The organism is Helcococcus sueciensis DSM 17243, assembly GCF_000423145.1.
Classification (GTDB): Bacteria; Bacillota; Clostridia; order Tissierellales; family Peptoniphilaceae; genus Helcococcus; species Helcococcus sueciensis.
In genome coordinates this window covers 25218-51444 of record NZ_AUHK01000014.1, presented here as the reverse complement: position 1 = coordinate 51444, position 26227 = coordinate 25218, and the positions used below count along the sequence as shown (strand labels likewise).

The 26227-nt window shown below is 28.8% G+C and carries 24 protein-coding genes and 1 pseudogene; 3 read left to right on the top strand and 22 right to left on the bottom strand.

All coding sequences use genetic code 11. From position 1 onward, the window contains the following. Positions 1–239 (top strand): IS3 family transposase (locus G534_RS0104695; protein WP_027348104.1); only part of this gene is annotated, 239 nt, incomplete at its 5' end. Between the two features lie 126 nt (positions 240–365). Here the strand turns inward: G534_RS0104695 and G534_RS0104690 are convergent. Both G534_RS0104690 and G534_RS07935 read right to left on the bottom strand, forming a co-directional pair. Further along, positions 366–842, bottom strand: a complete 477-nt coding sequence (locus tag G534_RS0104690; RefSeq protein ID WP_027348103.1) for a hypothetical protein — start codon at positions 840–842, stop codon at positions 366–368. 9 nt (positions 843–851) lie between these two features. Continuing rightward, the gene (locus G534_RS07935; protein ID WP_034595998.1) at positions 852–1280 is read right to left on the bottom strand and encodes a DUF2599 domain-containing protein; all 429 of its coding nucleotides are present in this window, start codon (positions 1278–1280) and stop codon (positions 852–854) included. 432 nt (positions 1281–1712) lie between these two features. On the opposite strand from G534_RS07935, the gene G534_RS08675 reads away from it, so the two are divergent. Beyond that, the gene (locus tag G534_RS08675; protein WP_156896575.1) at positions 1713–1889 is read left to right on the top strand and encodes a hypothetical protein; all 177 of its coding nucleotides are present in this window, start codon (positions 1713–1715) and stop codon (positions 1887–1889) included. A 103-nt stretch (positions 1890–1992) separates the two neighbouring features. Continuing rightward, positions 1993–2697 carry a Crp/Fnr family transcriptional regulator gene (locus tag G534_RS0104675; RefSeq protein WP_034595996.1) on the top strand — a complete coding sequence of 235 codons (705 nt, stop codon included), beginning with the start codon at positions 1993–1995 and terminating at the stop codon, positions 2695–2697. An 84-nt stretch (positions 2698–2781) separates the two neighbouring features. On the opposite strand, the gene G534_RS0104670 is transcribed toward G534_RS0104675, so the two are convergent. The 20 genes and pseudogenes from G534_RS0104670 to G534_RS07915 all read right to left on the bottom strand — a co-directional run bounded on the left by G534_RS0104670 (position 2782) and on the right by G534_RS07915 (position 26113). Next, positions 2782–4392, bottom strand: coding sequence for a glycoside hydrolase family 13 protein (locus G534_RS0104670; RefSeq protein ID WP_027348101.1), 1611 nt, complete (start codon positions 4390–4392; stop codon positions 2782–2784). Then, on the bottom strand, positions 4382–6463 hold the full coding sequence (gene fusA, locus G534_RS0104665) for an elongation factor G (RefSeq protein ID WP_027348100.1): 2082 nt from the start codon (positions 6461–6463) through the stop codon (positions 4382–4384). Before fusA ends, G534_RS0104670 begins: the two co-directional genes overlap by 11 nt. Before the next feature lie 301 nt (positions 6464–6764). After that, positions 6765–8178, bottom strand: a pseudogene (locus tag G534_RS08540) (IS3 family transposase). Positions 8179–8304: 126 nt separating this feature from the next. Further along, on the bottom strand, positions 8305–9666 hold the full coding sequence (locus tag G534_RS07930; protein WP_034595994.1) for a M23 family metallopeptidase: 1362 nt from the start codon (positions 9664–9666) through the stop codon (positions 8305–8307). 203 nt (positions 9667–9869) lie between these two features. Continuing rightward, complete coding sequence (locus G534_RS08435; protein ID WP_027348097.1) at positions 9870–10967, bottom strand: SH3 domain-containing protein; 1098 nt, start codon at positions 10965–10967, stop codon at positions 9870–9872. Between the two features lie 293 nt (positions 10968–11260). Continuing rightward, positions 11261–11998 (bottom strand): rhodanese-like domain-containing protein, encoded by a 738-nt coding sequence (locus G534_RS0104640; RefSeq protein WP_027348096.1) that lies wholly within the window; start codon positions 11996–11998, stop codon positions 11261–11263. A 186-nt stretch (positions 11999–12184) separates the two neighbouring features. Then, on the bottom strand, positions 12185–13174 hold the full coding sequence (locus tag G534_RS0104635; protein WP_027348095.1) for a lipoate--protein ligase: 990 nt from the start codon (positions 13172–13174) through the stop codon (positions 12185–12187). Between the two features lie 3 nt (positions 13175–13177). Beyond that, a complete protein-coding gene (gene lpdA, locus G534_RS0104630) occupies positions 13178–14938 on the bottom strand; it encodes a dihydrolipoyl dehydrogenase (protein ID WP_027348094.1) in 1761 nt (586 codons plus the stop codon). A 16-nt stretch (positions 14939–14954) separates the two neighbouring features. Further along, positions 14955–15992: a dihydrolipoamide acetyltransferase gene (locus tag G534_RS0104625; protein ID WP_027348093.1), complete on the bottom strand. Its 1038-nt coding sequence runs from the start codon at positions 15990–15992 to the stop codon at positions 14955–14957. Between the two features lie 13 nt (positions 15993–16005). Further along, complete coding sequence (locus G534_RS0104620) at positions 16006–17052, bottom strand: alpha-ketoacid dehydrogenase subunit beta (RefSeq protein ID WP_240470417.1); 1047 nt, start codon at positions 17050–17052, stop codon at positions 16006–16008. Next, positions 17042–18022 carry a thiamine pyrophosphate-dependent dehydrogenase E1 component subunit alpha gene (locus G534_RS0104615; protein WP_034595993.1) on the bottom strand — a complete coding sequence of 327 codons (981 nt, stop codon included), beginning with the start codon at positions 18020–18022 and terminating at the stop codon, positions 17042–17044. Before G534_RS0104615 ends, G534_RS0104620 begins: the two co-directional genes overlap by 11 nt. Positions 18023–18108: 86 nt before the next feature. Further along, complete coding sequence (locus G534_RS0104610; RefSeq protein WP_027348090.1) at positions 18109–18765, bottom strand: P-II family nitrogen regulator; 657 nt, start codon at positions 18763–18765, stop codon at positions 18109–18111. Beyond that, positions 18755–20266 (bottom strand): DUF1538 domain-containing protein, encoded by a 1512-nt coding sequence (locus G534_RS0104605; protein ID WP_027348089.1) that lies wholly within the window; start codon positions 20264–20266, stop codon positions 18755–18757. Before G534_RS0104605 ends, G534_RS0104610 begins: the two co-directional genes overlap by 11 nt. Before the next feature lie 261 nt (positions 20267–20527). Continuing rightward, positions 20528–21349, bottom strand: a complete 822-nt coding sequence (locus tag G534_RS0104600) for a Cof-type HAD-IIB family hydrolase (RefSeq protein ID WP_027348088.1) — start codon at positions 21347–21349, stop codon at positions 20528–20530. Positions 21350–21542: 193 nt separating this feature from the next. Next, entirely contained in the window at positions 21543–21839 is a 297-nt protein-coding gene (locus G534_RS07920) for a hypothetical protein (protein WP_034595992.1), read from the bottom strand. Between the two features lie 100 nt (positions 21840–21939). Next, on the bottom strand, positions 21940–22383 hold the full coding sequence (locus G534_RS0104590; RefSeq protein ID WP_027348087.1) for a hypothetical protein: 444 nt from the start codon (positions 22381–22383) through the stop codon (positions 21940–21942). 28 nt (positions 22384–22411) lie between these two features. Continuing rightward, complete coding sequence (locus tag G534_RS0104585; RefSeq protein WP_027348086.1) at positions 22412–23464, bottom strand: hypothetical protein; 1053 nt, start codon at positions 23462–23464, stop codon at positions 22412–22414. Next, positions 23465–24307 carry a tRNA 2-thiocytidine biosynthesis TtcA family protein gene (locus G534_RS0104580; RefSeq protein ID WP_027348085.1) on the bottom strand — a complete coding sequence of 281 codons (843 nt, stop codon included), beginning with the start codon at positions 24305–24307 and terminating at the stop codon, positions 23465–23467. Positions 24308–24342: 35 nt separating this feature from the next. Then, entirely contained in the window at positions 24343–25515 is a 1173-nt protein-coding gene (locus G534_RS0104575; RefSeq protein ID WP_027348084.1) for an AI-2E family transporter, read from the bottom strand. Then, positions 25502–26113 (bottom strand): HD domain-containing protein, encoded by a 612-nt coding sequence (locus tag G534_RS07915; RefSeq protein WP_051177427.1) that lies wholly within the window; start codon positions 26111–26113, stop codon positions 25502–25504. The genes G534_RS0104575 and G534_RS07915 overlap by 14 nt, the downstream gene beginning before the upstream one ends. Positions 26114–26227 lie beyond the last annotated feature (114 nt).

Genomic DNA, 26227 nt, shown 5'->3' with positions numbered 1-26227 from the left:
TAGAAAATAACGGAATTTTACAGAGTATGTCAAGAAAAGGAAATTGCTTAGATAATTCTCCTATGGAGAATTTTTTCGGAATATTAAAACAAGAAATTTACTATGGAAGAACATTTAAATCATTTAGCGAGCTAAAAAAAACGATTGAAGAATATATAAAATATTACAATGAAGATAGAATAAAGGAAAAACTTGGATATTTAAGTCCAGTTGAATACAGAAAATTAAATGCAGCTTAGCTGCGATTTCCCCTAGGGGAAATATTAGGACTACAAAAAACCAGAGACAAATATTTCTAAATGTCTCTGGTATAGAGTCCAACTTTTTGGGGTCACCTTACTTACGTACCTCCTCTTTTTGTATTTCTATTTATTCTTCTTTATCCATTGATGTGCGATTAAACTCAATCCCGCAACTGCAAATACGAATACTAAATTTATAGGATTTTTTAGACTTGCAGCATTGTCATTTGTATTCACCAGCATATAATAACTTATCGCATATTGAGCTAATACCAAATTAAAAGTCATCATGCTTAGATATTTTATTTCATTTATTTGAGTTTTTAGAATATTTGTATTTATTAGTAATAGTGCTAAAACTACAATCCATAAAATAATGGAACATCTAGCTAATGCCCCACCAACATCAAGTAAAGCACTGCTATCATGAAATGTGAGATATACTAACAAACATACTATAAAAGTTAAAGCTAAAAATGTATATGTCATTAAAATAGTATTTTTCGTTATTTTATTATCTTTTTTTACTAAAGTATATATTGGGATAATTATAGATCCCAATCCAAATAATATTATAAAAATTAAATGTATTATAGACATAATACCTCGCTAATTACATGTTATTGGATTCATTGAAGTTCTCCAAGGTTCTAAATTCCATTCTCTTTCTATAAGTTGATAAGCTAATCTAGCATGACAATAAAACTGATCATGCATAACTGATGTATTAGCCCAATGATGAGACCGATAAAATGTGGCATATACAGACATCCACGCATTACTTTTGTCCGAACTTGACCATGCCCATAATTTTGGATGTAATGTCAAAGTTATTTTTCCATTTTTTGTTTCAAAATAACCACTATAAAAGTAATCATGGAACATTTCTCTAAAACGCTGTAAGTTAGGATCGACTCTAAGAACTACTTCATTTCTTACATCAGCTAATTCAGTTTCGCCATTATTCGCATTAACTGTATTTGATAAGGTTGGGAAAATCATTATCAACAATAATATAAAAGCTATTTTTTTTCTCATTTAAATTCTCCTTTTTTTCGTAATATATTTTGGTTCTAAAAATTTCTTTACAAAACTGATGTTATGAATTAGTATGCTATACATTATTTATTCATAAAATATAATATTTTATAAGAATTCGTCACGTCCTACAATTTAAGAATTAATAACCTTTTGTCTGATTCATCAATTTTCATATCCCCCCTTGAATTCGATTTACACTAACTTGCATTACATATATATTATTTTATTTAAATATTTACTATATTACCATTATTGTACTACATTCTGAAAACTTTTTCAAATAACAAGTTTATTTTTCCCTCTTTTAAACATTCATTTAAATGAATATTAAAAATTTATATTAAATATAGAAATCGATATTATATTATTAAATTCCACATATTTAAGAATATGGTATAATAAATATATACAAAAAATGAGGAGTAAATTATGAATGATAAAAATAAATTAGGGATACTAATAGCAGTTATATTAGTGCTTGCTATTTTATATGTAGTATTTTCAGCAATGAAGATTATAACAGGATTAGCAATTAAAATACTTTGGATTGCTTTTTTAGTACTTTTAATATTATTTGTAATTAAAAAGCTAACAGACAAACGATAATTTTAGAAAAATATAATTCTAAAAAATGTTTTTCAAAAATATATTCTCTTTAAATTTAATGATCGATTAAAATATAAATCGTGTGCAATAAGAAAAGGTAACTATGAAAGAAACGAATTTAAATAATCAAAATTTGAATAATCTTAAGCAATTTCCGCTATTAAATAATTTATCTATTGAAGAATTCGATAAAATAAAGAAAAATATGATTTCTCGTGAATTTACAAAGGGAGAAATCATATTCAGATCTCATGATCCCGCAGATAAAATGTTCATAATTCTTTCAGGTGAAATAAAAGTTACAAAAATAATGTCTGATGGAAAAGAACAAATACTTTATATCTATGGACCTTCAGATTTTATCGGTGGACACAATATCTTATCAGGAGATAAATATGAATATAATGCTTCTGCACTTTCAAAGGTGAAAGTTATTACTATTTCTTCACATGATGTCTTAAAAGTATTAAAATACAATGTAGGCTTTTTACTCGCTGTTATAGAACAATCTTTTGAAAGAATAAGAAAAGCTGAAGAATTAATTGACCGTCTTTCAGTTATTAACACTGATGAAAAAGTAGCAAAATTATTAAAAACTTTGATTGGTTTATATGGTAAAGAAACTGGTGATGGAATACTGATTAGTTATAAAATTACACAAGAAGAATTAGGATCTTTAGCCGGAATTTCACGTGAAACAATGAGCCGAAAGTTAAATCAATTTGAAGAAGAAGGTATATTGAAAATAGTTTCAAGAGGTAAATTACTTATATTAGATGAAGCACAATTAGATAATATATTAATATAAAAATAGAGATTGTTTTGAGCTGAACGACAAAATTCGGAAACCGAATTGATAGTTCAGCTCATTTTTTTCTCCCTATTTTCTATTCTATAAATTTCTATAAAATATTATAGCTTCATAAGGTCTCAGATAATCTTCTAAATTATTATAATTATGAGAAATAATTTCATATTTTTCAAAATCATATATTTCTTTAATTTCAATATTTTCTTCACTAAAATTATTAATAATAATTATCTCTTCATTATCATTTTTTCTTTTGAAAGCAAATATTTCTTCATATTCATCTAATATCGGTTCAAATTTTCCATTTATAAAAACTTCATATTTCTTTCTTAATTTAATCATGTTTTTATAATAATTCAGAATTGAATCCTTATCATTTAATTGATATAAAACATTTATACTTAAATAATTATCATTTACATCAATCCAAGGCTTAATATTACTAAAACCAGCATATTTACTTTCATCCCATTGCATAGGAGTTCTTGCATTATCACGTGATTTAGTCATTATTTTTTGCATAATTTCATCTTTATCTAAGCCTTTTGATATTTCTTCGTTATAATAATTTATAGTCTCAATATCATCATATTTACTGATATCATCCCAATATAGATTTGTCATACCAATTTCTTGACCTTGATATATAAAGGGAGTTCCCATAAGTGATAATTGAATATTAGCAAACATAGTAGCAGATTCACGATGATATTGTTTGTCATTTCCCCATCTTGATACTATCCTTGGTACATCATGATTTTCTAAAACATTAGCTTGATAAGCTTTATCATACAGATTAGTTTGCCATTTAGAAAATATTTCCTTAAATTTAAGAATATCAAAATCTTTTAAATCAAATTTATCTACACCTTGATCAAGTGTCATATGCTGAAGAGTAAATATCATTGAAAGTTTTGAACTATCTGTATTAGCCCAAATTGCAGCATTATCATAGTTTGCACTCCACACCTCTCCCACAGACATAGCATTATATTTTTGAAAAGTTTCCTTTGAAAGTTCATCAATATATTTATAGATATCAGGATAAACTACCATATTCCCTTTATCCACATTTTTAGCCAAAGTATCAATAACATCAAGTCTAAAGCCTTCGACACCTTTTTCTATCCATCGATTAATCATTTCATACAGGTCTTTTCTCATATTAGGATTTTCCCAATTTAGAGATGGCTGCTTTGTATGAAATTCATGGAAATAATATTTATTAAGATGTTCTACATATTCCCACGCAGAACCTCCAAAACTTGATACTTTATCATTTGGTAATTTTCCCTTTTCTCCATTTCTCCAAATATAATAATCATGATATTTATTGTTTTCCCCTTTTAAAGCTTCAATAAACCATGGATGCTCATCTGAAGTATGCGATAATACTAAATCTAAAATTATTTTAATATTTTTTTCTTTTCCCTTAGAAATCAATTCATCAAAATCATCCATATTTCCAAATAAAGGATCTATTCCTTCATAATCAGAAATATCATATCCATTATCCGCTTGTGGAGACTTAAAAATAGGTGACATCCATATGCCACCTATTCCAAGATTTTCAAGATAATCTAATCTGTTAATTATACCTTGTATATCTCCGATTCCATCATTATTGGAATCCATAAAAGATTTGGGATAAATTTGATAAATAGTTTCTCTAATCCACCAATTATTCTTCATCTTCCTTAGCTTTCTCAATTATTTTTTCTGCTTGATCATGAGGAACTCTTTCATATCTTACAAATTCCATTTCAAATGATCCTCTTCCTTGTGTCATTGAACGTAAATCTATAGCATATTCAAACAACTCTGCATATGGAGCTTCAGCCATTATAACTTGCGTTCCATCTTCTTGTGGATCCATACCTAAAATTCTACCACGTTTCTTGTTAATGTCCCCCATTACATCCCCTAAATATTCTTCAGGAATAGTTGTTTCGAGTTTCATTATTGGTTCAAGTAATACTGGATTTGCTTTTTTAGTTCCTTCTCTAAACGCTAATTGTGCAGCTAATTTAAATGCCATTTCATTTGAATCTACTGGATGATATGATCCATCATAAAGAGTAGCTTTTAAACCTACTACTGGATATCCCGCTAACACACCTTTTTCTAAAGCTTCTTCTAGACCTTTTTCTACTGCTGGGAAATAATTCTTTGGAACCGCTCCACCAAATACTTCTTCAGCAAATTCAAATCCTTCTTCGATAGGTTCAAATCTTATGAATACATCACCATATTGACCTGCACCACCGGATTGTTTCTTATGTTTACCTTGAACTTCAGCTTTAGTAGTTATTGTTTCTCTATAAGGTATACGTAATGGAATTATATCAATATCTACACCATATTTGTTTTTTAATTTATTTATAACTACTTGCAATTGAACATTTCCTACACCAGAAATAGTTAATTGTTTTGTTTCAGAATTTCTTTCAAATTCAAATGAAGGATCTTCTTCCCTTATCTTTACTAAAGCTTGACCAATCTTATCTTCATCTTTTTTAGATTTTGGTACAATTGCATATTTCAGAGATGCTTGTGGTTGACTTAAAACTTTATATATTACTTTGGAACCTTTTACACCTAGTGTATCTCCTGTTTCTGTTTCATCAAGTTTTGTTATCGCTGCAATATCCCCTGCAACTACTTCTTCTATTTCAATTTGTTTCTTACCATTTAATCTAAATAATCCTGCAAATTTATCTTCTACATCTCTTGATAGATTGTATATTGTATCATTTTTATTTAATTTTCCTGACATTACTTTGATTAATGATATCTTACCAATAAATGGATCCATATAAGTCTTAAATACATATGCTGAAAATGGACCATTTTCGTCTACAGGAAGGTTTTCTCCTTCTTTAACTCTAATACCTGCATGAGCTTCTGGATTTGCTGGTGAAGGCATATAATAAGAAATTATATCTAATAATTCGTCAATACCATATCCTTCTTTTGCAGAACCAACTAATAGTGGAACTACATTACCTGCAAGCATAGCATTAGTAATACCTTTAGAAAATTCTTCAGTTGTGAAATTAATTCCTTCAAAGAACTTTTCCATCAATGAATCATCTGAAAGAGCTACAGTTTCCGCAAGTTGATTGAATACTTCTTCAACTTCTAGCATACGAATATCAGGTATCGGCTTACTGTCTCTACCAAATCCATTATATACATATGCTTCTTTTGTCATTACGTCAATTAGACCTTTAAACTCTTTACCATGGCCTGGATTTGCTCCGTCTCCTAAAGTCAATACTAATGGTGTAACCTTTTTACCAAACTGTACGTGTAGATTAGCTACTACTTCATTAAAATTAATATCTTCCTTATCGATGCTGTTTACAAATATAATTCTTGGAAGTCCGATTTTTTCACAGTATTTCCAATATTTTTCTGTCCCTACTTCTATACCAGCTTGGGCATCAATAACAAATAAAGCAGCTTCACTAGTCTTTAACGCAGTTCTTACTTGACCTTCAAAGTCAAAATAACCTGGTGTATCTAGTATATTAATTTTAGTATCTTTCCATTCTAAACTAGCTACTGATAAGCTTGTAGATGCTTGTCTTTCAATTTCTTCAGGATCAAAATCAGATACTGTGTTACCAGATTCAACATTACCAAGTTTTTTTATCTCCCCTGCCTTGTATAACATAGCCTCCAATAAAGAGGTCTTTCCGCTACTACTATGTCCTACTAAAGCAAGATTTCTAATTCTTTTTGCATTATAGTTTTTCATAAAGCTTCCTCCGTTATTTACTTCATAAGATAATTATATTATAAAGGAAAACGTATATCAATATTTTTCTTATTTTATATTTTAAAAGTATATATTTCCACATACATATAATCTCTAAATTTGTGATTATATACATATTTATTAAATATCATTTTTATTATGATTAATATGATTTTTAAAATAGAAAAACGCATTCATATATAAGGTGACCCCAAAAAGTTGGACTTTATACCAGAGACATTTAGAAATATTTGTCTCTGGTTTTTTGTAGTCCTAATATTTCCCCTAGGGGAAATCGCATCTAAGCTGCATGTAATTTTCTATACTCAACCGGACTTAAATATCCAAGTTTTTCTTTTATTCTATCTTCGTTGTAATATTTTATATATTTTTCAATTGTATTTTTAAGCTCGTTAAAAGACTTAAATGTATTACCGTAGTAAATTTCTTGTTTTAATATTCCAAAGAAATTTTCCATAGGAGAGTTATCTAAACAATTTCCTTTTCTTGACATACTCTGTAATATTCCGTTATTTTCTAACTTGTTAGTATATTGTTTTAATTGATATGCAAAGCCTTGATCTGAATGGAATATTCTCTTGAACCTGCAATCAGAAGTCTTTTTTATCGCTTCTTCAAGGGGAGTTATTATCGCGTCTAATGTTGGTGAAATTGTTATTGAATAACTAATTATTTCTCCATTAAACATATCTAAGAACGGATTTAGGTAAAGCTTTTTAACTTGCATATTTCCAGATTTATCGACTTCATAGTATTTGAATTCACTTGTATCTGTAGTGATTTTCTGATGTGCTACAGAAGTGTTAAATCTTCTTTTTATCCTATTTGGTGCTACTTTACCCACTGTTCCTTTGTATGAATAATATTTTCTTGATTTGCGTGCAAAGTTTGTAACTTGAAGTTTTAGCTTTTGGATTAGTCTTTGTACTTTTTTTTTGTTTATTAAAACTCCAAGTCTTCTAAGCATGGCATGTATCCTTCTGTATCCATAGTTTGGATTATCTTTTCTTATTTCCTTGATTTTATTTTCAAAGTCCAAATCTTTATCTTTTCTATCGAATCTTTTTTGCCAATACATGTATGTTGATTTTGGAAAATTTAAGTATTTAAGTAAATCTTTTAATGAATATTTCCTTCTTAATGAGTGAATTACTCTAGCCATTCTCTCATTTTCCGATCTTCCTCGTCCTCTAATTCCATCTTTTTTTTAAGAAATCTATCTCCATTTGTGCCCAGTAAAGCTCTTCTTTAAGCTTTTTAATTTCATCTATCTCTTCTTCAGAATATTGTTTTTTTATTTGTTTTTTTGGTGTTTTATTGTCTTTAGTCATACTTGAAGGTCTTCCTCTCCTCTTTGGCTTAAGTCCATCAAGACCTTGATTTCTAAAATCAATTACCCATCTAGTAATCATAGATGGATTATTAATATTAAATTGATTAGCAAGTGATTGATATGACATTTCTCCTGTTAAGTACAACTTTACTATATTTTGCTTAAATTCGAAAGAGTAATTATTATTTTTTCTTGAAACTTTTAAGCCATCGTATCCTTGAGAATTAAAGGCATTAATCCATCTTCTTACAATTGATTCATTACTAATTCCATATTTTTTAGCTAAAAATTCGTATCCACCTTCATTATTTTGGTATGCTTTCACTACCTTTATTTTAAATTCTGTACTATATTTTGTCATGAAAAAAACTGACCTCCTTCAAGTTGGTTTTTAGGTCCAACTTTTTGGGGTCAGTTCACTTCAAGTTGGTTTTTAGGTCCAACTTTTTGGGGTCAGTTCATATAAATGCGTTCTTTTTTTATTTTATTATTTTATATATGGTAAAGGATTTACTCTATAACCATTTACTATTACTTCAAAATGTAAATGATTTGCAAATGAATATCCTGTACTACCCATAGGACCGATATATTGTCCTCTAGAAACTTTTTGTCCTCTTCTTACAGGTGGATAACTTGCCAAATGTGCATAACGAGTTCTAAGTCCATTTCCATGGTCTATTACTACTGTATATCCAAATCCACCTAAATGCCAACCAGATTCTATTACAGTTCCTGATTCTGCTGCATATACTTTAGTTCCTCTTGGTCCTGCTATATCAATACCCCAGTGTTCTTGACCATATCTCGCTCTATAAGATGCAGTTCTATAATATTCAGTAATTTGATTCGTATCTGCAGGCCATTCAAGTATTGTCTTATAAACTGGTTCATCACTTACTAAAGATCCATGCACTAATTTTGTACCATTATCATAATATCTAACATAATTTCCAACTGATACTGCTTCTATTTCTTTCCCTCTATCAATTGTTCCAACAATATGTAATCTGGAATTACGTACATTTGCTTTATTAGTAATATATACAGTTGATGGATTAAAATCTTCTATTAAAGGTTCGTATACTTTAACTTCTTGGCCATTATACATAAAATGAATATATCCATTTAGATAATAACCCTTTACATATTCTCCTAAATGTAAAACGCTTACTATATTATTGGTTCTAGCATTTCTAATATTTACATTTCCATTTGCTACACCACTATCTGAATATATTTGTTCTGGAGTTACTAAACTTTCGTGTATATATTTAATTCCATTTTCATAGAATCTGTATTTATCTCCCATTTTAATTCCATAAATTGTATTTCCAGTAGTTTTTACATCTACTATTTCATTATTATTATTTCTAATATTAGATGCAAATTTTACATAAAATGTTTCTGGTACATAATCTATAGTCAATGGTTCATAAACTTTAACTGATTTTCCATTATAATTAAAATAAATATAACCATTTATAACATATCCATTTACATACTCACCTTTTACAAGCGTTCCAACAATTGCATTGTTCATATCCCTAATATTTGTAGTTCCCGTAGCAATACCTTCTTTATAATATACTTCATTAATTGTAGTATATTGTGAGTATACTTTTGCCTCTTGTCCATTATATGTAAAATATGTCCAGTTTCCTATTTGACTTCCATATATGTAATTTCCTCTATTTAGAGTTCCTAATATATTGTTATTTTCATCTCTAATATTTACGCTATCAGTAATATAAACATCTCTATAATCATTAGCTTCTACATTTTCAACGTTAAACAAAAATACTATAGCTAGTAAAAATGTTAATATAAAATACTTCCTACTATTCATATAAACCCCATATTTTAAATTATTTTTTTAATATATTAAAATTAAATATACATAACGAAACTATTATACATTGGTTACAAAATGATTTCAAATATATTACATTTTTTAAGTAGCTTTGTTAATATATCTTAATATTTATGTGTTTAAATAAAAAATAATGCTATAAAGCTAATTAAAGCCTTATAACATTATTAATAAATTTTCTATTTTGTATATACATCATGCCAATTCAATGAACATGATTCACATCTATCATACACTTTACCTTGGTATCCAAAAGGTGTATTTATTATAGTCCCTCTTGGAATTCTACTATTTGATGCAAGTACTATATATCCATCTTTATCCGCAACATATCCACCACTATTTACATGTCTTCCTGGTATACTTAGACCATATCCAGGTAATACACTTTGTGAGTAGTATGTGAATTTATAGCCGCTCCAGTTAATTACACCTCTCCACATAAAGTCTGAAAGTGAGTATATCTTTGGTGCTGTAGGTGTTTGTGATACATAATTTGTAGTCGCTAGTGATCTATGAACTAACTTAACTCCATTTTCATAATATCTATAATATTCGCCTAAATTTACAGCGTATATTACATCACCTTTATTTAATTGATCAACAACATTTAGATTACTATTTCTAACATTTGTACCATTAGTAGTTATATATAATTTTTTATTATTTATTTCTTTTATTAATGGTTCATATACTTTTACTTCTTCTCCATTTCTCATGAAATGAATATAATTATTGTAAGAATATCCTTTTACATATTCACCTATCTTTAATACAGAAACGATATTTCCTGTAGCAGCATTTCTAATATTTACATGTGATGTTGCTACACCGTCTGAATATGTAACATAATTAGGTGTTGCAAGTGAATACCATATGAATTTAACACCATCATCATAAAACCTGTAGTAGTTACCCATTCTTACACCAAGAACTGAGCTTCCTGTGTTTTTTATTCCTATAATATTATTGTTTCTATCTCTAACATTTACTGGATATTTTATATACAATGTTTCTGGGCTATCTTGCATTATGTATTCTCTATAAACTTTTGCTGAATTACCATTATAATTGAAATAAACCCAGTTTCCTTCGGTATATCCATATATGTAATCACCTTTTCTTAATACTCCCAGTATTTCGTTAGTTTTTGAATCTCTAATATTGACACTAGTTGTTGCATAATTATCTTCATATCCAGCAGCTTCAACATTATTAAAGCCTATAAAAATAAATAGCATAGATAAGATTGATAATATTGCTATTTTATGTTTCATTCTAATAAAATCCCCTTAATTCTATATTTAATAAATTGAATTTATTAATAACTATATCGAAATTTATTATATGCTCATTACAAAATAATTACAAATATATTACAATAAGCAAAGGTTTTCATTTGTAATTGTTACAAAATAATAACAATTTCGTTTTTTGGTGTTTTTATAATGGTTAATTTATCTATCTCACAATTGCTGTTGGGACAATTTCTTTTAAAACAGAATTTTTAATCAATAAAAAAATCTGTCAGAGTATTATCCCTAACAGATTTTATTAATCTTCAATTATATTATTGAGCTTTATAGTCTGCGTAAGCACCACCATTTAATGTTACATTTACACGACCAACTTTATATAATAATTCACTTGCTACTAAGTTATTTGAATCTGCATCAGCTCCTAATACAAGTACTACATCTTCTTTATTTATTCCTTTTAAAGCTTCAAGTCCTTCTTCTGAACGAGATTTTTCAATTAACTCTTTTAGATTATCAGCAGGTAAATTTATAGAACCTTCTATATTATCTTGAGCAAAATCTGCTTCTGGTCTAGTATCAACAATTTTAACACCTTCTACTTTTTCAAGAAGTTCATTTATTAATTTTGTTTCAATTTGAGTACCAACAAGCTTTTCTGCCATTTCTATCTTTTCTACAACTAAAGGATCTTTAATCTCTGGGTTTTCTTGTGAATAAGAATATTTATGACCTTGAACTAAAGTTTCTTGATTTCCAGCTTCTAATTTTACTATTTGTTGTTCTAAGCCTTCACCACTTACTAAAACTGTATTATCTTTTAGTACAAGTGCTGTAACTTCAACCTCTTTATTTTCTTCCTTTGTTTCCGCTTCTGTTTCTGCTTCAGATTCACTATTTGTTTCACTATCTGATTCAATATTTGTTTCACTATCTGATTCAATATTTGTTTCTTCCTCTGTTTCTACTTTAGTTTCAGTATTATTTGTTGAACAAGCAACTAATGAAAATACTAATACTAAAGCCATTAATAATGATATTAATTTTTTCATAATTCCTCCTATTTAATCCTAAAGAAAAATATACTCCAACAATTTTTATATGTCAACTAATTTATGTATTTATAAAAGTTATTTTTTCAAAAGGAAAGTGTGTCATAAATTAATATTTACAACACACTTTTTTATTATTTTATTGTTAATAATATATAGAAAATCTCCAATAAGATATTAAACAATTTAATCCACTAATATATCTATAGCTTCTTCATTAGTTACCCCTAAGAAGTAGTCATTAATATCAACTTTAGCTATGATATCTGAGATAGTTTGTTTATCGTATTTAGCACCTTTTAATAAATTTGCTAATTCAGCAACATCACGTACACCGAAAAAATCTCCGAAAAACTTTATATCATTGATGATTCCTTTAACTACGTTGATATTTGCTTCAACTTTACCAGATGGTAATCTTCTATTTCTTTGAATTTCAAAATCTGGATTACTTCCGTATACCCAATCCCATGAACGATTTTTTTCATCCATAATTTTTTGTATCTTAGCTTCATCTTCTTCTGTTAAATGATATTCTTCCATATCATACTTTTTATCCATAAAGGTTCTAAGATTATTTAAGAAATCATATACAGTTAAAGATTGATCTTCTAGATAAGGCTTAATATTAGTAACCCTTGATCTAACAGATTTTTTACCTTTTGATTCAATTTTATCTTTTGAAACTCTTAATGCTTTTTCTAATACTGATAAATCAACGTCAAACATCATACAACCATGATGCATAACTCTATTACCTTTAATATATTGAGCATTACCACAAAACTTTTGGTCTCCTATTTGTAAATCATTTCTTCCTGTAAAATGAGCTTCAACTCCCATTTCTGCGAGCGCATCTATTACTGGCTGACTCATAGATTTGAAATCAAAAGTTCCCGCTGTATCTTCGCTAGATATAATGGTATAGTTTAGATTATTATAATCATGATAAACTGCACCACCACCACTTATACGACGTACAACTGTTATATCGTTTTTATCTACATATTCTTGATCGATTTCCTGTCTAGTATTTTGATTTTTACCAACTACAATTGTAGGTTTATTTATCCATAAATAAAATACATCATCATTTTCAGCTAATTCATTAAAAGCAAATAGTTCTAAAGCTGTATTATATACAGGATCATTTGATTTTGACTCTAAATATATCATATATTATTTTCTTTTCTTTGGTAGATGTATACTCATATCTAGACAATCAGCAATAGCTTCATATAAAGCTTCAGAATATGTTGGGTGACCATGCATTGCTTCTAAAACATCATCTACAGTCATCTCTGTTTCAATTATTGTTACAGCTTCGTTTATAATTTCTGCAGCTGATGGACCAACAATATGAACACCAAGGATTTCATGGTATTTAGTATCCATTATAACTTTTACAAATCCTTCAGTTTGATTTGCACCTAAAGCTCTACCATTGTTTGCAAATGCAAATCTACCAACTTTAATATCATATTTCTTCTTAGCTTCTTCTTCAGTTAAACCAACTGTAGCAACTTCTGGGAATGTATATACTGCTGATGGAATTGATTTTAATGAAACTTTCTTTGAATGTCCCATTGCATGTTCCGCAGCTCTTTCACCCATCTTAAATGCAGCATGAGCTAACATTAATTGACCATTTATATCTCCTGGTGCATAGATATCTGGATCAGATGTTTGCATATGTTCATTAACCTTAATCATACCTCTATCTGTCATATCTAATTTTGCTTCACCAAGACCTTTAGTATTAGGAACCCTACCAATTGATAGTAATACATAGTCTGCTACTATATCTTTTTGATCTTTAACTTTAACGATTAATTCATCGCCTTTTTCTTCAACACCTTCAAATCTAGAATTTGTAAAAATATCAATTCCTTCTTTTTGGAACCTCTTTGTAACTACATCTGAAAGTTCTTTATCCAATACATTTAAGATTCTATCTGGACTTTGTATAATAGTAACTTTTGAACCAAATGCTGAGAATGCTTGTCCAAATTCTGCACCAATTACACCACCACCAACTATTACTAATCTCTTAGGTATTTCTCTTAATTCTAAAATTGTATCTGATGTTAATACTCTTTTTGAATCTAATCCAGGTAAATTTAACATTCTAGCTTCTGATCCACCTGCAAATATGATCTTATCTGCATCAATAATGTGTTCGCCATCATTTACAGATACTTTCTTATCAGATGTTATTGTACCTATACCATTAAATAGTTTAATTCCATAAGATTTGAATAATCCTGCAATACCACCAGTAAGCTTCTTAACTACGCCATCTTTAATATCTACTAATTTAGATAAATCCATTGAATAAGCGTCATTTACAAGCTTAACTCCTCTTTCTTCAGCTTCTTTAATTGTATAGATTATTTCTGCATTGTGTAAGTATGTCTTTGTTGGAATACATCCTCTATTTAAGCAAGTACCACCAACTACTGAATATTCAACAACTGCAACTTTTCCGCCTAATTGAGCCGCTTTAATAGCTGCTACATAACCAGCAGGACCACCACCAATTACTACTACGTCATATTCTCCTTTTCTTTCTCTTTTTGGAGCTTCTGTTGTTGCATTTGCAACTGATTGTGGTAATACATCTTTTTCTTGAGAAGCAGCTTCAGCTTCTACTTCTTTTTCTTCAGCAGCACTTGAATCTTCAGTTTCCGGAATAGCTTCACCTGGTTCACCAAGCCATCCAATTGTTGTAACTACTGGAACTACTTCACCAGCTTTGTGTAAAATCTTTAATAATGTACCTGAATCTTCAGCTTCAACATCCATATTAACTTTATCTGTTACTATTTCTAAAAGAGGTTCTCCAACTTTTACTTCGTCACCTTCATTTTTATACCATTGTACAATTTCGCCCTCTTCCATTTCTGAACCAGCTTTGGGCATGATTACTTCATATGCCATAAATATTCCTCCTCAACTATAATAATAATCCTACTGGATTTTCTAAGTTTTTCTTCAATGTATTCATGAATTTTGCACCTTCTAAACCATCAATAATTCTATGGTCAGCATTTAATGCAATCTTCATTATCGGTCTAATTACAATTTCCCCATCGATTACTACAGGTTTTTGAATTGTAGCTGCTACTGATAAAATAGCTGTATTCGGTTGATTAATAATTGATGTAAAGCTTTCAACACCATACATACCTAAGTTAGAAATTGTAAATGTTGAACCAGACATTTCTGAAGCTTTTAGCTTCTTATCTAATGTTGCTTTAATTACTCTCTTAGATTCTACAACCAATTCTCCAAAGCTCATATCTTCAGCGCCTTTTACTACTGGAACATAAAGTCCTTCATCAGTACCTACAGCAAGTGATAGATTTACATAATTGTGTAAGATTATTTCTGATTCGTCTTCACTAACTGACGCATTTACATATGGGTGTTGTTGTAATGATTTAACTGTTGCAAGTGAAATGTAATCTGTTACTGATGGTTTTTCACCATATTTTTCAACTATTAAATCTACTGTTTGTTTTCTAAATGCAAGTAAATTAGTCATATCAACTTCAACTACTACTGAATAAGTAGGTGATGTTTGAAGTGACTCTTTCATTCTCTTACCAACAACCTTCTTAATACCAGGCATTGGTATTCTAGTTTCTTTTTCATTTTCTTCAGCTCCAGAAGCTTTAGCTTCAACTTTAGGAGCTTCTTGTTTAACTTCAGCTTGTTTTTCTTCACCATGTAGAAGTCTTAAAACATCTTCTTTCATAATCTTGCCTCTTGGACCACTACCTTCAATAACTTCGATGTTTAATCCTTCTATATCGGCAATTCTTTGAGCAAGTGGTGAAATTTTAATTCTACCACTTACTTTATATTCTGTAGCATCATCAAGGTGCACACGTCCTTTTGCTCCAGTACCTTTTATTTCTGACAAGTCAATGCCATTTTCTCTTGCATATTTTCTTGCGGCTGGAGTAGCTCTAAATTTTCTTTCTGACATAGCTTCTCCTTTATTATTTTTTATTAACTGCTTTTAGTACTGCCTCTTTAACTTGTTCTACACTTGGTTGAACAGCTTTTTCAAGATTTGGTGCTGAAGGAACATGAGTATCTGCACTAGCTACACGTCTAATTGGTGCATCTAAGAAATCAAATGCTTCAGATTCTACAACTCTTGCAACTATTTCTCCACCAAAACCACTTGTTTTGAATGAGTCATGTACTACTACTAACTTACCTGTTTTCTTTACTGACTCGAAAATTATTTCATTATCTAATGGTATCAATGTCATAATATCTACTAATTCTACATCTACACCTTCTTTAGATAACTCTTCTGCTGCTTTTTCAGCTAGTGTAAATGCTTTACCCCATGATACTATTGTTACATCTTTTCCTTCTCTAACAATTTTACCTTTACCAATTGTAGCTATATTATCATCGGAAGCATCTACTTCACCCTTCATACCAAAGTGAGTTTTTGGTTCTAAATAAAGAACAGGGTTATTATCTCTTATAGCTGCTCTTAAAAGTCCATATGCATCATTTGGGTTTGATGGTGCAACAACTTTAATACCTGGAATATGTGTAAACCAAGCTTCTAAAGTTTTACTATGTTGTGATGATGCTCCTGTACCTGCACCATTAGCAGCTCTTAATACCATAGGAAGTTGAACTTGTCCACCTAACATATATCTCATTGGAGCAGCTTGATTAACAATAGCATCCATTGCAATTGTTATAAAGTCCATAAATGTAACGTCAACTATTGGTCTCATACCTAATGAAGCTGCACCTGCAGCCGCACCATTTATAGCTGCTTCTGAAATAGGTGCATCGATAACTCTTTCAGGACCAAACTCTTCAATCATCCCTACAGTAGTACCAAAGTCACCACCAAATATACCAACATCTTCTCCAATTAAAAACACATTTTCATCTTGACGCATTTCGTCTACCATAGCTTGTTTGATAGCTTCACGAAATTGCATTACTTTTTTTTCTCCCATATTAAATCCTTTCTTAACTTTCGTATTTACTGGTCTTTTATTAGTCTGCAAAATTATCTTCGAATGCTACTGATTCATCTGGATATGGAGCTTCTTTTGCAAATTCAACAGCTTCCATAACATCATCATTAGCTTTTTCTCTTATTTTATCTAACTCTTCAACCGTTGCTGTACCATCTTCTAATAAAACTTTTCTGAAAGCTTCAATCGGATCTCTTTCTTTCCATGAATTTATTTCTTCTCTTGATCTATATGCTCCAGCATCACTAGCTGAGTGACCAAACCATCTATATGTTAAAGATTCAATAAGTACAGGACCTTTTCCTGATCTTGTATGTTCAATAGCTTCCATCATTGCATCATAAACAGCTAAAACATCATTACCATCTTTGATTAAAATTCCAGGAATACCATAAGCACTCGCTCTATCGCTTACATAATCAACATTCATGGCATCATTGATATCCATTGAAATACCATATTTGTTGTTAATAACATAGAAAATTAATGGTAAATCCCAAGCGGATGCCATATTTAGACATTCGTGGAATGAACCTTCATTTGAAGCACCGTCTCCCATTGCTGCTAATACTACATTACCTGTCTTTTTCATTTTTTGAACAAGTGCAGCACCTGTTGATAAACCATGTCCACCACCAACGATACCATTACATCCCATATTATTCACTTCTAGGTTAAACACGTGCATTGAACCACCACGACCTTTACAATATCCTGGTTCTTTACCTAAAATTTCTGCCATCATCAATTTTAAGTCAATACCCTTTGTGATAGTTTGTCCGTGTCCTCTGTGGTTTGAATACATTAAGTCTTCTTTTCTTAAAGCATATATACCACCAACGTTTGCAGCTTCTTCACCTACAGAATAGTGTGTCATACCTGCTACTAAACCTCTTGCAAAAAGTTTTGATAGTTGTAGGTCAAAATGTCTAATTTCTTCCATCAATCTCAACATATCTAACTTTTGTTCTTTTGTTAATTTGTCTGAATATTTTCCCATAATACTCCCTTTCATATATTTTGATTTACGTGTTCATTTAAATTATACAACAAGTATCATAAATTACCACAAAAGTAAAATTTTAACTAATTTGCATCTTCGTGCAAACCATAAGCCTGTGCAATATCCTGTACAAATATTATACCTGCACCCTCTTTATTTATCTCTATATCTGAATTAATAGAATTAACAATATTCTGATAATTATCTTCTTTTACAATCATCATAACTACTTCTTTTTCTGGTTCAATCTCCATATTAAATAACTTTAATACTTCTTCAGAATCAGCGCCTCTAGCATTTATTATTGTCGCTCCTCTTGCTCCAGATTTGTTAGCAGATTCTACAACATCTTCACCTTTACCTTTTTCAACTATAGTTGTAATTAATTTATACATAGGGCTTTTAACTCCTTCATCGTTAACTTTATACTCTATATTAAACGCGTGAATTTGATTTATTTTAGTAGTAAATATAATTCCTGTGTTCGGCTTATCAAAATGAAATTTTTCCATTAATACAGGAATCAAATTATTTAATATTTCATCATCAACAAGTAAAGAAATCATTTCTTTGTCTCTATCAAAAATTGACAGAAAATTTAAAACTTTATGATCTACGGTTCCACGACAAAGAAAAATAGTACCAAATCTTGCTCCATGTTTTTTAGACAGACTTAAAACTTTTGAAGCTTTTCCTTTATTAACAATAACATGAACAAGATGATATAATTTATTCTGCATTAGAACCTCCTTTCACGCTTTGTTTTTTCCTTTTCTTCTTAGATTTTAATTTGAATATTATACCTAGAGCTTGAAGCGTTATAATCGGCATCATAGCAACAAGGGCTATCATTCCAAAACCATCTATTAATAAGCTTGCAGTATTTGAACTGTTTGCGGCTCCTTGGATATATCCAAGTATAAAAGTTGCAGTCATCGGTCCTGTAGCTACACCACCAGCATCGAAAGCGATACCAACAAATAGCTTAGGAGTTATAAATGATAGTATAAAACTTATAATATAACCCGGTAACAATATATGCCACAATTTCAAGCTAGGAATTAATATTCTCAATGCAGACAAGCTGATAGCTATACCAACTCCTAATGCCAAACAGATAGAAACAGCTCTCTTTTTAACATATCCACTGGTTACATCTTCAATTTGTCTGGTAAGTACATATACTGCTGGCTCTGCTAATATTGTTACAACTCCTATAGCAAAAGATATTATTATCAACCAAAAATCCTTATCAATAGCTATAAGTTTTTCTCCTATTATAGTTCCGACATCCATAAAACCTGCATTTACTGCAGTTAAAAATATTACAAGACCAACAAAAGCAAATATAAATCCAGTAATTATTTTTCTGTTTTCTCTTTTACCTAATTTAAAAATAAATATTTGCATTAATATATATATAATTAAAATTGGAGATAAAGATACAAACGCCTCCAAAGCTTGACTAGGTAAAATTTGTATATATGGTTTCAATATAGAGTTCGTCTGGGTTATAGAGCTTGATAAACTCTCTGAAAACTCATTACTTCCAGATAATAAATCTAATATCAAAACTCCCACAATAGCTCCAGATGAAGCTAATGATACAAGTCCAAAAGAATCCGTCTCCCCTGCAATACTATCTTTTTTCAATTTAGATACACCAGTTGATAAGGATAGTATAAATGGTACAGCGAGAACCCCTGTTGTTGCTCCTGAAGCATCAAAAGCTATTCCTAAGAATTCTTCCGAACTAAATATTGCAAGTCCAAATATAACCGAATAGACTACTATTAAAATATTTCTAAGTGATAAATTATAAAATATTCTAATAAATCCTACCGAAATCATAAATGCTAATCCAATTGAAACCACTATAAATAAAGTGATTGCTGAAATAGCACCCGAAGTTACTGCTTGAACTTGACCTCCTAAAACTAACAATCCCGGTTCTGCAATTGATATAAAAAAACCTAGAATTAATCCGGATAAAATTACTATAAATATATTATTTCCTCTGGCAACTGTATTTCCAACCTTCTCTCCAAATGGAGTAATTCCAATATCTACTCCTAATAGAAATATGGTTAGCCCTATAATTATCAATATAGATGCAAGTATAAATCTAATAATTACTGGTGTTTCCAGTGGAATTAATGTGAAATTTATAATCATAACTATAATCGTAATCGGCAAAACAGTAGAGGTCATCTCTTTTAGTTTTTCATAAATTAAATTCAATAGCACCTCCTAAGTATATTTATTAATACTAATATAAGTATTCACCATATGTGTTTATACCCTATTTAGTAAATTAAAAATCATTTAATAATTAAATTATGAATAAAACTTAAAATTTATTAAATAGTGCCATTACTTTATACTTTAGTTTCAATATTGCGCATAATATTATACATCTTTAATAGTGTAATAACTGTGACCACAGACTCATTTTTACTTTGTTTTCTTATTTTACACAATTATGGAATATAAATTTTGAAGCTATTGTTTACCTTTATCTAAATGAAGCAAATTTTCTTCTAAATATTTTGCAACTCCATCATTATTATTGCTATCAGTTATATCTGTAGCCAAAGCTTTTAACTTATCTACGGAATTTTTTACAGCTATAGATCTACCACTTATTTTAAACATAGAAATATCATTACCATGATTTCCAAATGACCATATATTCTCTTTATCTATCCCTAATCTCTCTGCTATGTCTAAAATAGCAAAACCTTTCGATCCATTTTTTGCTGTAATTTCTATGGAAAGAAAAGAAGTAATACTTACTTCAACTCTGTCATTGAATTTTGCTAAAATATTTCTTTGAATTTCTTCAAGTTTACTTTTCTTTTCATTTATTATTACTTTATTTACTTCGACATTTTCAGTGAAAATATAATTTACATGCTTTAATGATTTTCTAGTCAATTTTCTGTATATTCTATATAAAAATTTTGAATTTTCACCTTCATATATTGTGTCTTTCTTGTAAATTGAATAGTCTACATTTAATTCATCTAAAAAATGAAATAATTCTTTTAATACTTCATAATCAAACGCACTATTTCTTAGTATTTCTCCTGTTTTTACATTGAAAATTGTAGACCCATTCAAAGTAGCCATATAGCCACCATATTCTTTTAATTTAATTTTATTTGCATACTTTATTAATCTTTCATAAGATCTCCCACTAGCTAAAACTACTATATTTCCATCTTCTTGAACTCTTAATAAAGTATTAATCGACCTTTTTGAAATCTGTTTTCTCCAATTCAATAAGGTTCCATCCATATCTATAGCTAATAATTTTTTCATAAATACACCTTTTGTCTTTATTGATACCTTCATTATAAGTTATATACATATTTATTTAAAATAAAAAAAGCACCGGCACGTGCTTTTTTTTATATAAAATATAAGGGTTGCAAATTTAATAAAATCATTTAACTTGCAAATTAATTTTATAGTCTTATAATATTCGTTTCAAGTTTATAACAAAATTGTAATATTAGAAAATTTCACAAACTCCTGCTTCTGTTTCTTCTTCAACTCGTTCAGTTACTCCATCTAAATCATAAACATCAAATGTAATTGACTCATCATCAAGTAAGAATACAGGAATACCTATTTTCCCTTGTTCCTTCACATTATCAAATTCTTTTCTTTTATCTCTTAAAGAAAGAAATTCCTTCATATTAGTTGTATTAGCTGTAATATCGATATATTCAATATCAATACCATTTTTTCTTAGAACTTTATCTGCATGTACTGTTTGACCGCAAATCATACTTCCATAAAATTTCATATTTTTCTCCTTTTTATTGGTATTTCTATAATATCTATTTTCAATATCATATTTTCATAAAATATATTTAGATTTACTATTATTATGCTTACCCAATATATTATATATTTAATTCTTTTTTTATTTTAACAATAGAATCTTCATATTTTTCATCATATCTATGTCGAATAGCTTTAGTTTTCGTAACAAATATTACATCAATTGCATCCTTTGCAAAGTACTCAAACTTTATTGAATCTACTTGATTCCATTTTGTAAATTTAGCTATGTGAGTTAGCCTACCAAAATCGTAAACTCCACCTTTATTATATCCTCTTACAATAATTCCCGAAATCGTATAAAGAAAGAAAACTATGGCTAAAGAATAATTAATTGCATTTTTTTCTATAATGCTCTTAAATGCTACAAATATTAATATTAAAACTATAATTAAAGAAATTATATCCGCAATAGTAAACTTTGCTCTTATTAATATATCTGAATATTTTGATAAATTATATATTGTAATAGATGCAAAAATTATCATAATCATAATTTGTATCATATTAAACTCCGTTCTTATATAATGAAATCTATTTTAGAGCTCCTTTTAATACATGTTTTGTAAATTCTATATTATTCTTTTCATCGTCTTCTACGGTTAATAATTTAGCTCTTTCTTTAACTAAACTAGAATATTTAATGGTTTGTAATGAAAGTTTAATTTCATCTTTCTTTTTCTCAAACAATTCTTCATCAGTCATGAATATTTTAGTATTTTGTACAACAATTAATTCCTTATCTGACTCTTCTGTCGCAAATGATTTATCATAATTTAATGATTCACTTAATTTATACACTTTTGGATGTCTTTCTTCAAATAATTTAATTGATTTTTCTCCAACATCAGCTTTTTGATAAGAAGTTTTTAACAAAGGATAATCATTAATTATATCTTCTAGTTTTTCATTATCTGAAATTCTATTAATTAATTTTTCATATTCATTTTTTTGATTTTCAGTAGGGCTTTCAATTTTTACAAAATTAATCGTATAATCTTCTTTGGTCTTTTTAAAAGATTCTATATTTGAATTAAAATAATCTTTAATTTCATCATCAGTTACATTCAAAGCTTCATTGTTCGAAGATTCTATATATGCACGTCTAAGATTGGTAACTTCATAAAACTCAAATTCATCTTTATTATATTTTTCAGAGCCAAAAATAGTTCTACCTTTTTCGTCTTTTAACCTTTTATTTTCAATTTCTCTTCTTTTGTCGATATCATCAAAACTTGTAGACTCAACATTTCCATTTTCTTTCGCAAGAGTATATATTGTTCTAAATTCTTTTATCTCTTCTACAGATCTTTCATATAAAGTTTTTATTGGATTTTCACCATCTTTACTCTCGAACCAGAAATCGTTAGGTAGTTTTTCTCCTGTTCTTTGAGTATATTCATTTTTTACTTCATTAAGTTTTAAACTCATAGCTCTGAAGTACTCTTCTTCACCAACTTTTTCATCATTAATTTTTAAATTTAACTCTTTTTTATTTATTCCTGATAAAGCAAATGCCAATAATGAAATCACCAGAATTATTGCCACCAAGAAATAAATCTTATTAATCTTCTTCAACTTATTCATCTATCCTCCATACTTCTCATACTCATCTAAAAATGAATGTCTTTCTCCATTTACATCGTATTCAAGAACTGCCCCTGCAAATACATTTTCAGATGATTTAAATATACTTTTTTCTATATTTGGATTATCTTTTCGTAAATTTTCAATAATCATTTTTATATTTTGTCTTTGACTATCATTCTTTTTCTCCATAATAGGGCAAGCTTCATCCATTGGAATTATTCCAGTATTGTCCATCCATCTTATTATATCTCTTTCTTCAATAAGATATAGTGGTCTTATTAATTCAAGTCCTTCAAAATTTTGACTTTTAATCTTTGGCATCATAGTTTTATACGCTCCTGCCCACATAACATTTAGCATTATAGTTTCAATGACATCATTAAAATGATGTCCTAAAGCTAGTTTATTGCAATTTAATTCTTTTGCTTTAGCATACAAGTTCCCTCTTCTCATCCTTGCACAAAGATAACAAGGACTATCCTTAGAGATTTCATGAACTACTTCAAAAATGTTTGTTTCAAATATTTTTACTGGAATATCCATATAATCACATATATCTTCTAGTTTTCTCCTATTTTCTTTACTAAAACCTGGATCCATAGCAATATATTCAACTTCATATTTCACTTTTGAAAATCTTTGTAATTGTTGTAACATTTTGGCAAGTAGTAAACTATCTTTTCCACCACTTATGCCAACAGCTATTCTATCTCCATCTTGAATTAAATTGTATTTTTCTAACGCCTTTAAAAATTTTGAAAATGTCTCTACTTTGTATTTCTTTTGTATTGATCTTTCAATCTCTTCCAAAGGAATTGCTCTCTTTAGATACTCTTCCATACTACCCCTATTCATATTTGAAATAAAAAATAAATTTATAGAGTTAACTTTCCTTCCTCTATTTCAAATTTATTTCCTTTCTTTTTTTCTTTTCTTCTTTCTATATCATCTTCAATTATTTTATAAATTCCAGCAGATAATGGAACAAATAATAACATTCCTACAGGCCCCGCAATTGCTCCACCCACTATTACCGCTAAAAATGTCCATATTCCAGGTAGTCCTATACTATTACCTATTAATCGTGGATAGATTAAATCTCCTTCTAATTGTTGTACTATGACTAGTAGCAATATAAAAAGTAAACCTTGTTGAATATTTTGTGCAGCAATCATTATAAATCCTATTGCTCCACCAATATAAGCCCCCAGCATAGGTATAAAAGCTGTAACCATAACTACTATACCTATAGTTACTGCATATGGCATACCTGCAATTAGCACGGTAAGATATACTAAAGTCCCTATAATAATAGCATCTGCAACTTGTCCTTTTATAAAAGCTTCAAATTTTTCATCCATTACACTAATAAAATATTTAATTCTTTTGGTATGCTTTTCGGGTAAATATGTATCAATAACGGAATTAAATTCTTTTCCTAATCTTTCTTTACCAGACAAAATATATATCGCAAATATTAGAGTTACAAATATTGTATAAAAAGTTCCGAATACTCCATTTATGAAATCAAAAGTTGATCCTAGCACTCCACCAATATTGTTTTTTACAAATCCCCAAACATTATTTGCATGACTTTGCCAGTTTTTCTGTATTTCACTTAATCTTTCAGCTATAAAATTATTAATCACTTCATTTTTTGGATGTTTTTGTAACCAATCATATGCATCTTCAACTAATTTTGGGAAACTTTCCACAATTATTTTGATGGAATTAACCATTTGAGGTATTACAAGATATAAAATCAAAGCAATTATGGTTATTACAAATACTAGTGATATTAAAATGCTTATAGGTCGTTTTATTTTATCCATCCATTTTGTTTTAATTCTACCAAGAATCTTTTCTTCTACAAATCGCATAACAAGATTTAATATATATGCTATTGCCATACCTAAAACAAATGGAAATATAACATCCCATATATTTCTAACAAAATTAAGTACAGTTCCTATATAAGCAACTATCAATACTGCAATTGATATAATTATAATCTTTTTTAAAAACTTATCAGTATTAATCTTTTCCATCAATACCTCCTTCAACTTTTAAATCATCTATTAAATATTCTCTATCTACCCCTTTCAAAACTTCATCATATACATAATCATATATATTTGTGTTAAAAGCTTTAATAGGCTCTACTCTTTTTAATACTTGAGATAATTTAACATTATTAATCTTCCACGTTCCACCATTATTAGAGTGTATATTGCTAAGTATTGGTTGTAATCTATCCATAGCATTAGCATATTTTGCTTCATTTGTTAAATTGGATTCAAATTCTAACCAAAGATTTTCTAACATTTTTTGATTATTTTCAGATAGATAACTCTTTAATTTATCCATAGATTTTTTTTCTCTATCAAATTTTCCTATCTTCGACTTTTCATCATATGCAAATGTATCGCCAGCAAAAATTTCTACTAAATCATGGACTAAGAGCATTTTAATAACTTTATTTATGTCTACTTCTATTTCTGATATTTCTTGCAAAAACATACTCATTGTTGCAATATGAAATGTATGTTCTGCATCATTTTCTCTTCTATCTTCGCCTATTATTTTAGTTTGACGAAATATTTTTTTCATTTCTTCTAATAGTACTACAAATTCTAATTCTCTCATTCTTATACACTTTCCATTTATATTTTATATTTATTTTATCATAATTTATAGATAAAAGTTGTAAAACTATTTTACATGGTTTTAACATTTAAAGTCCTGTGATATAATGTAAAA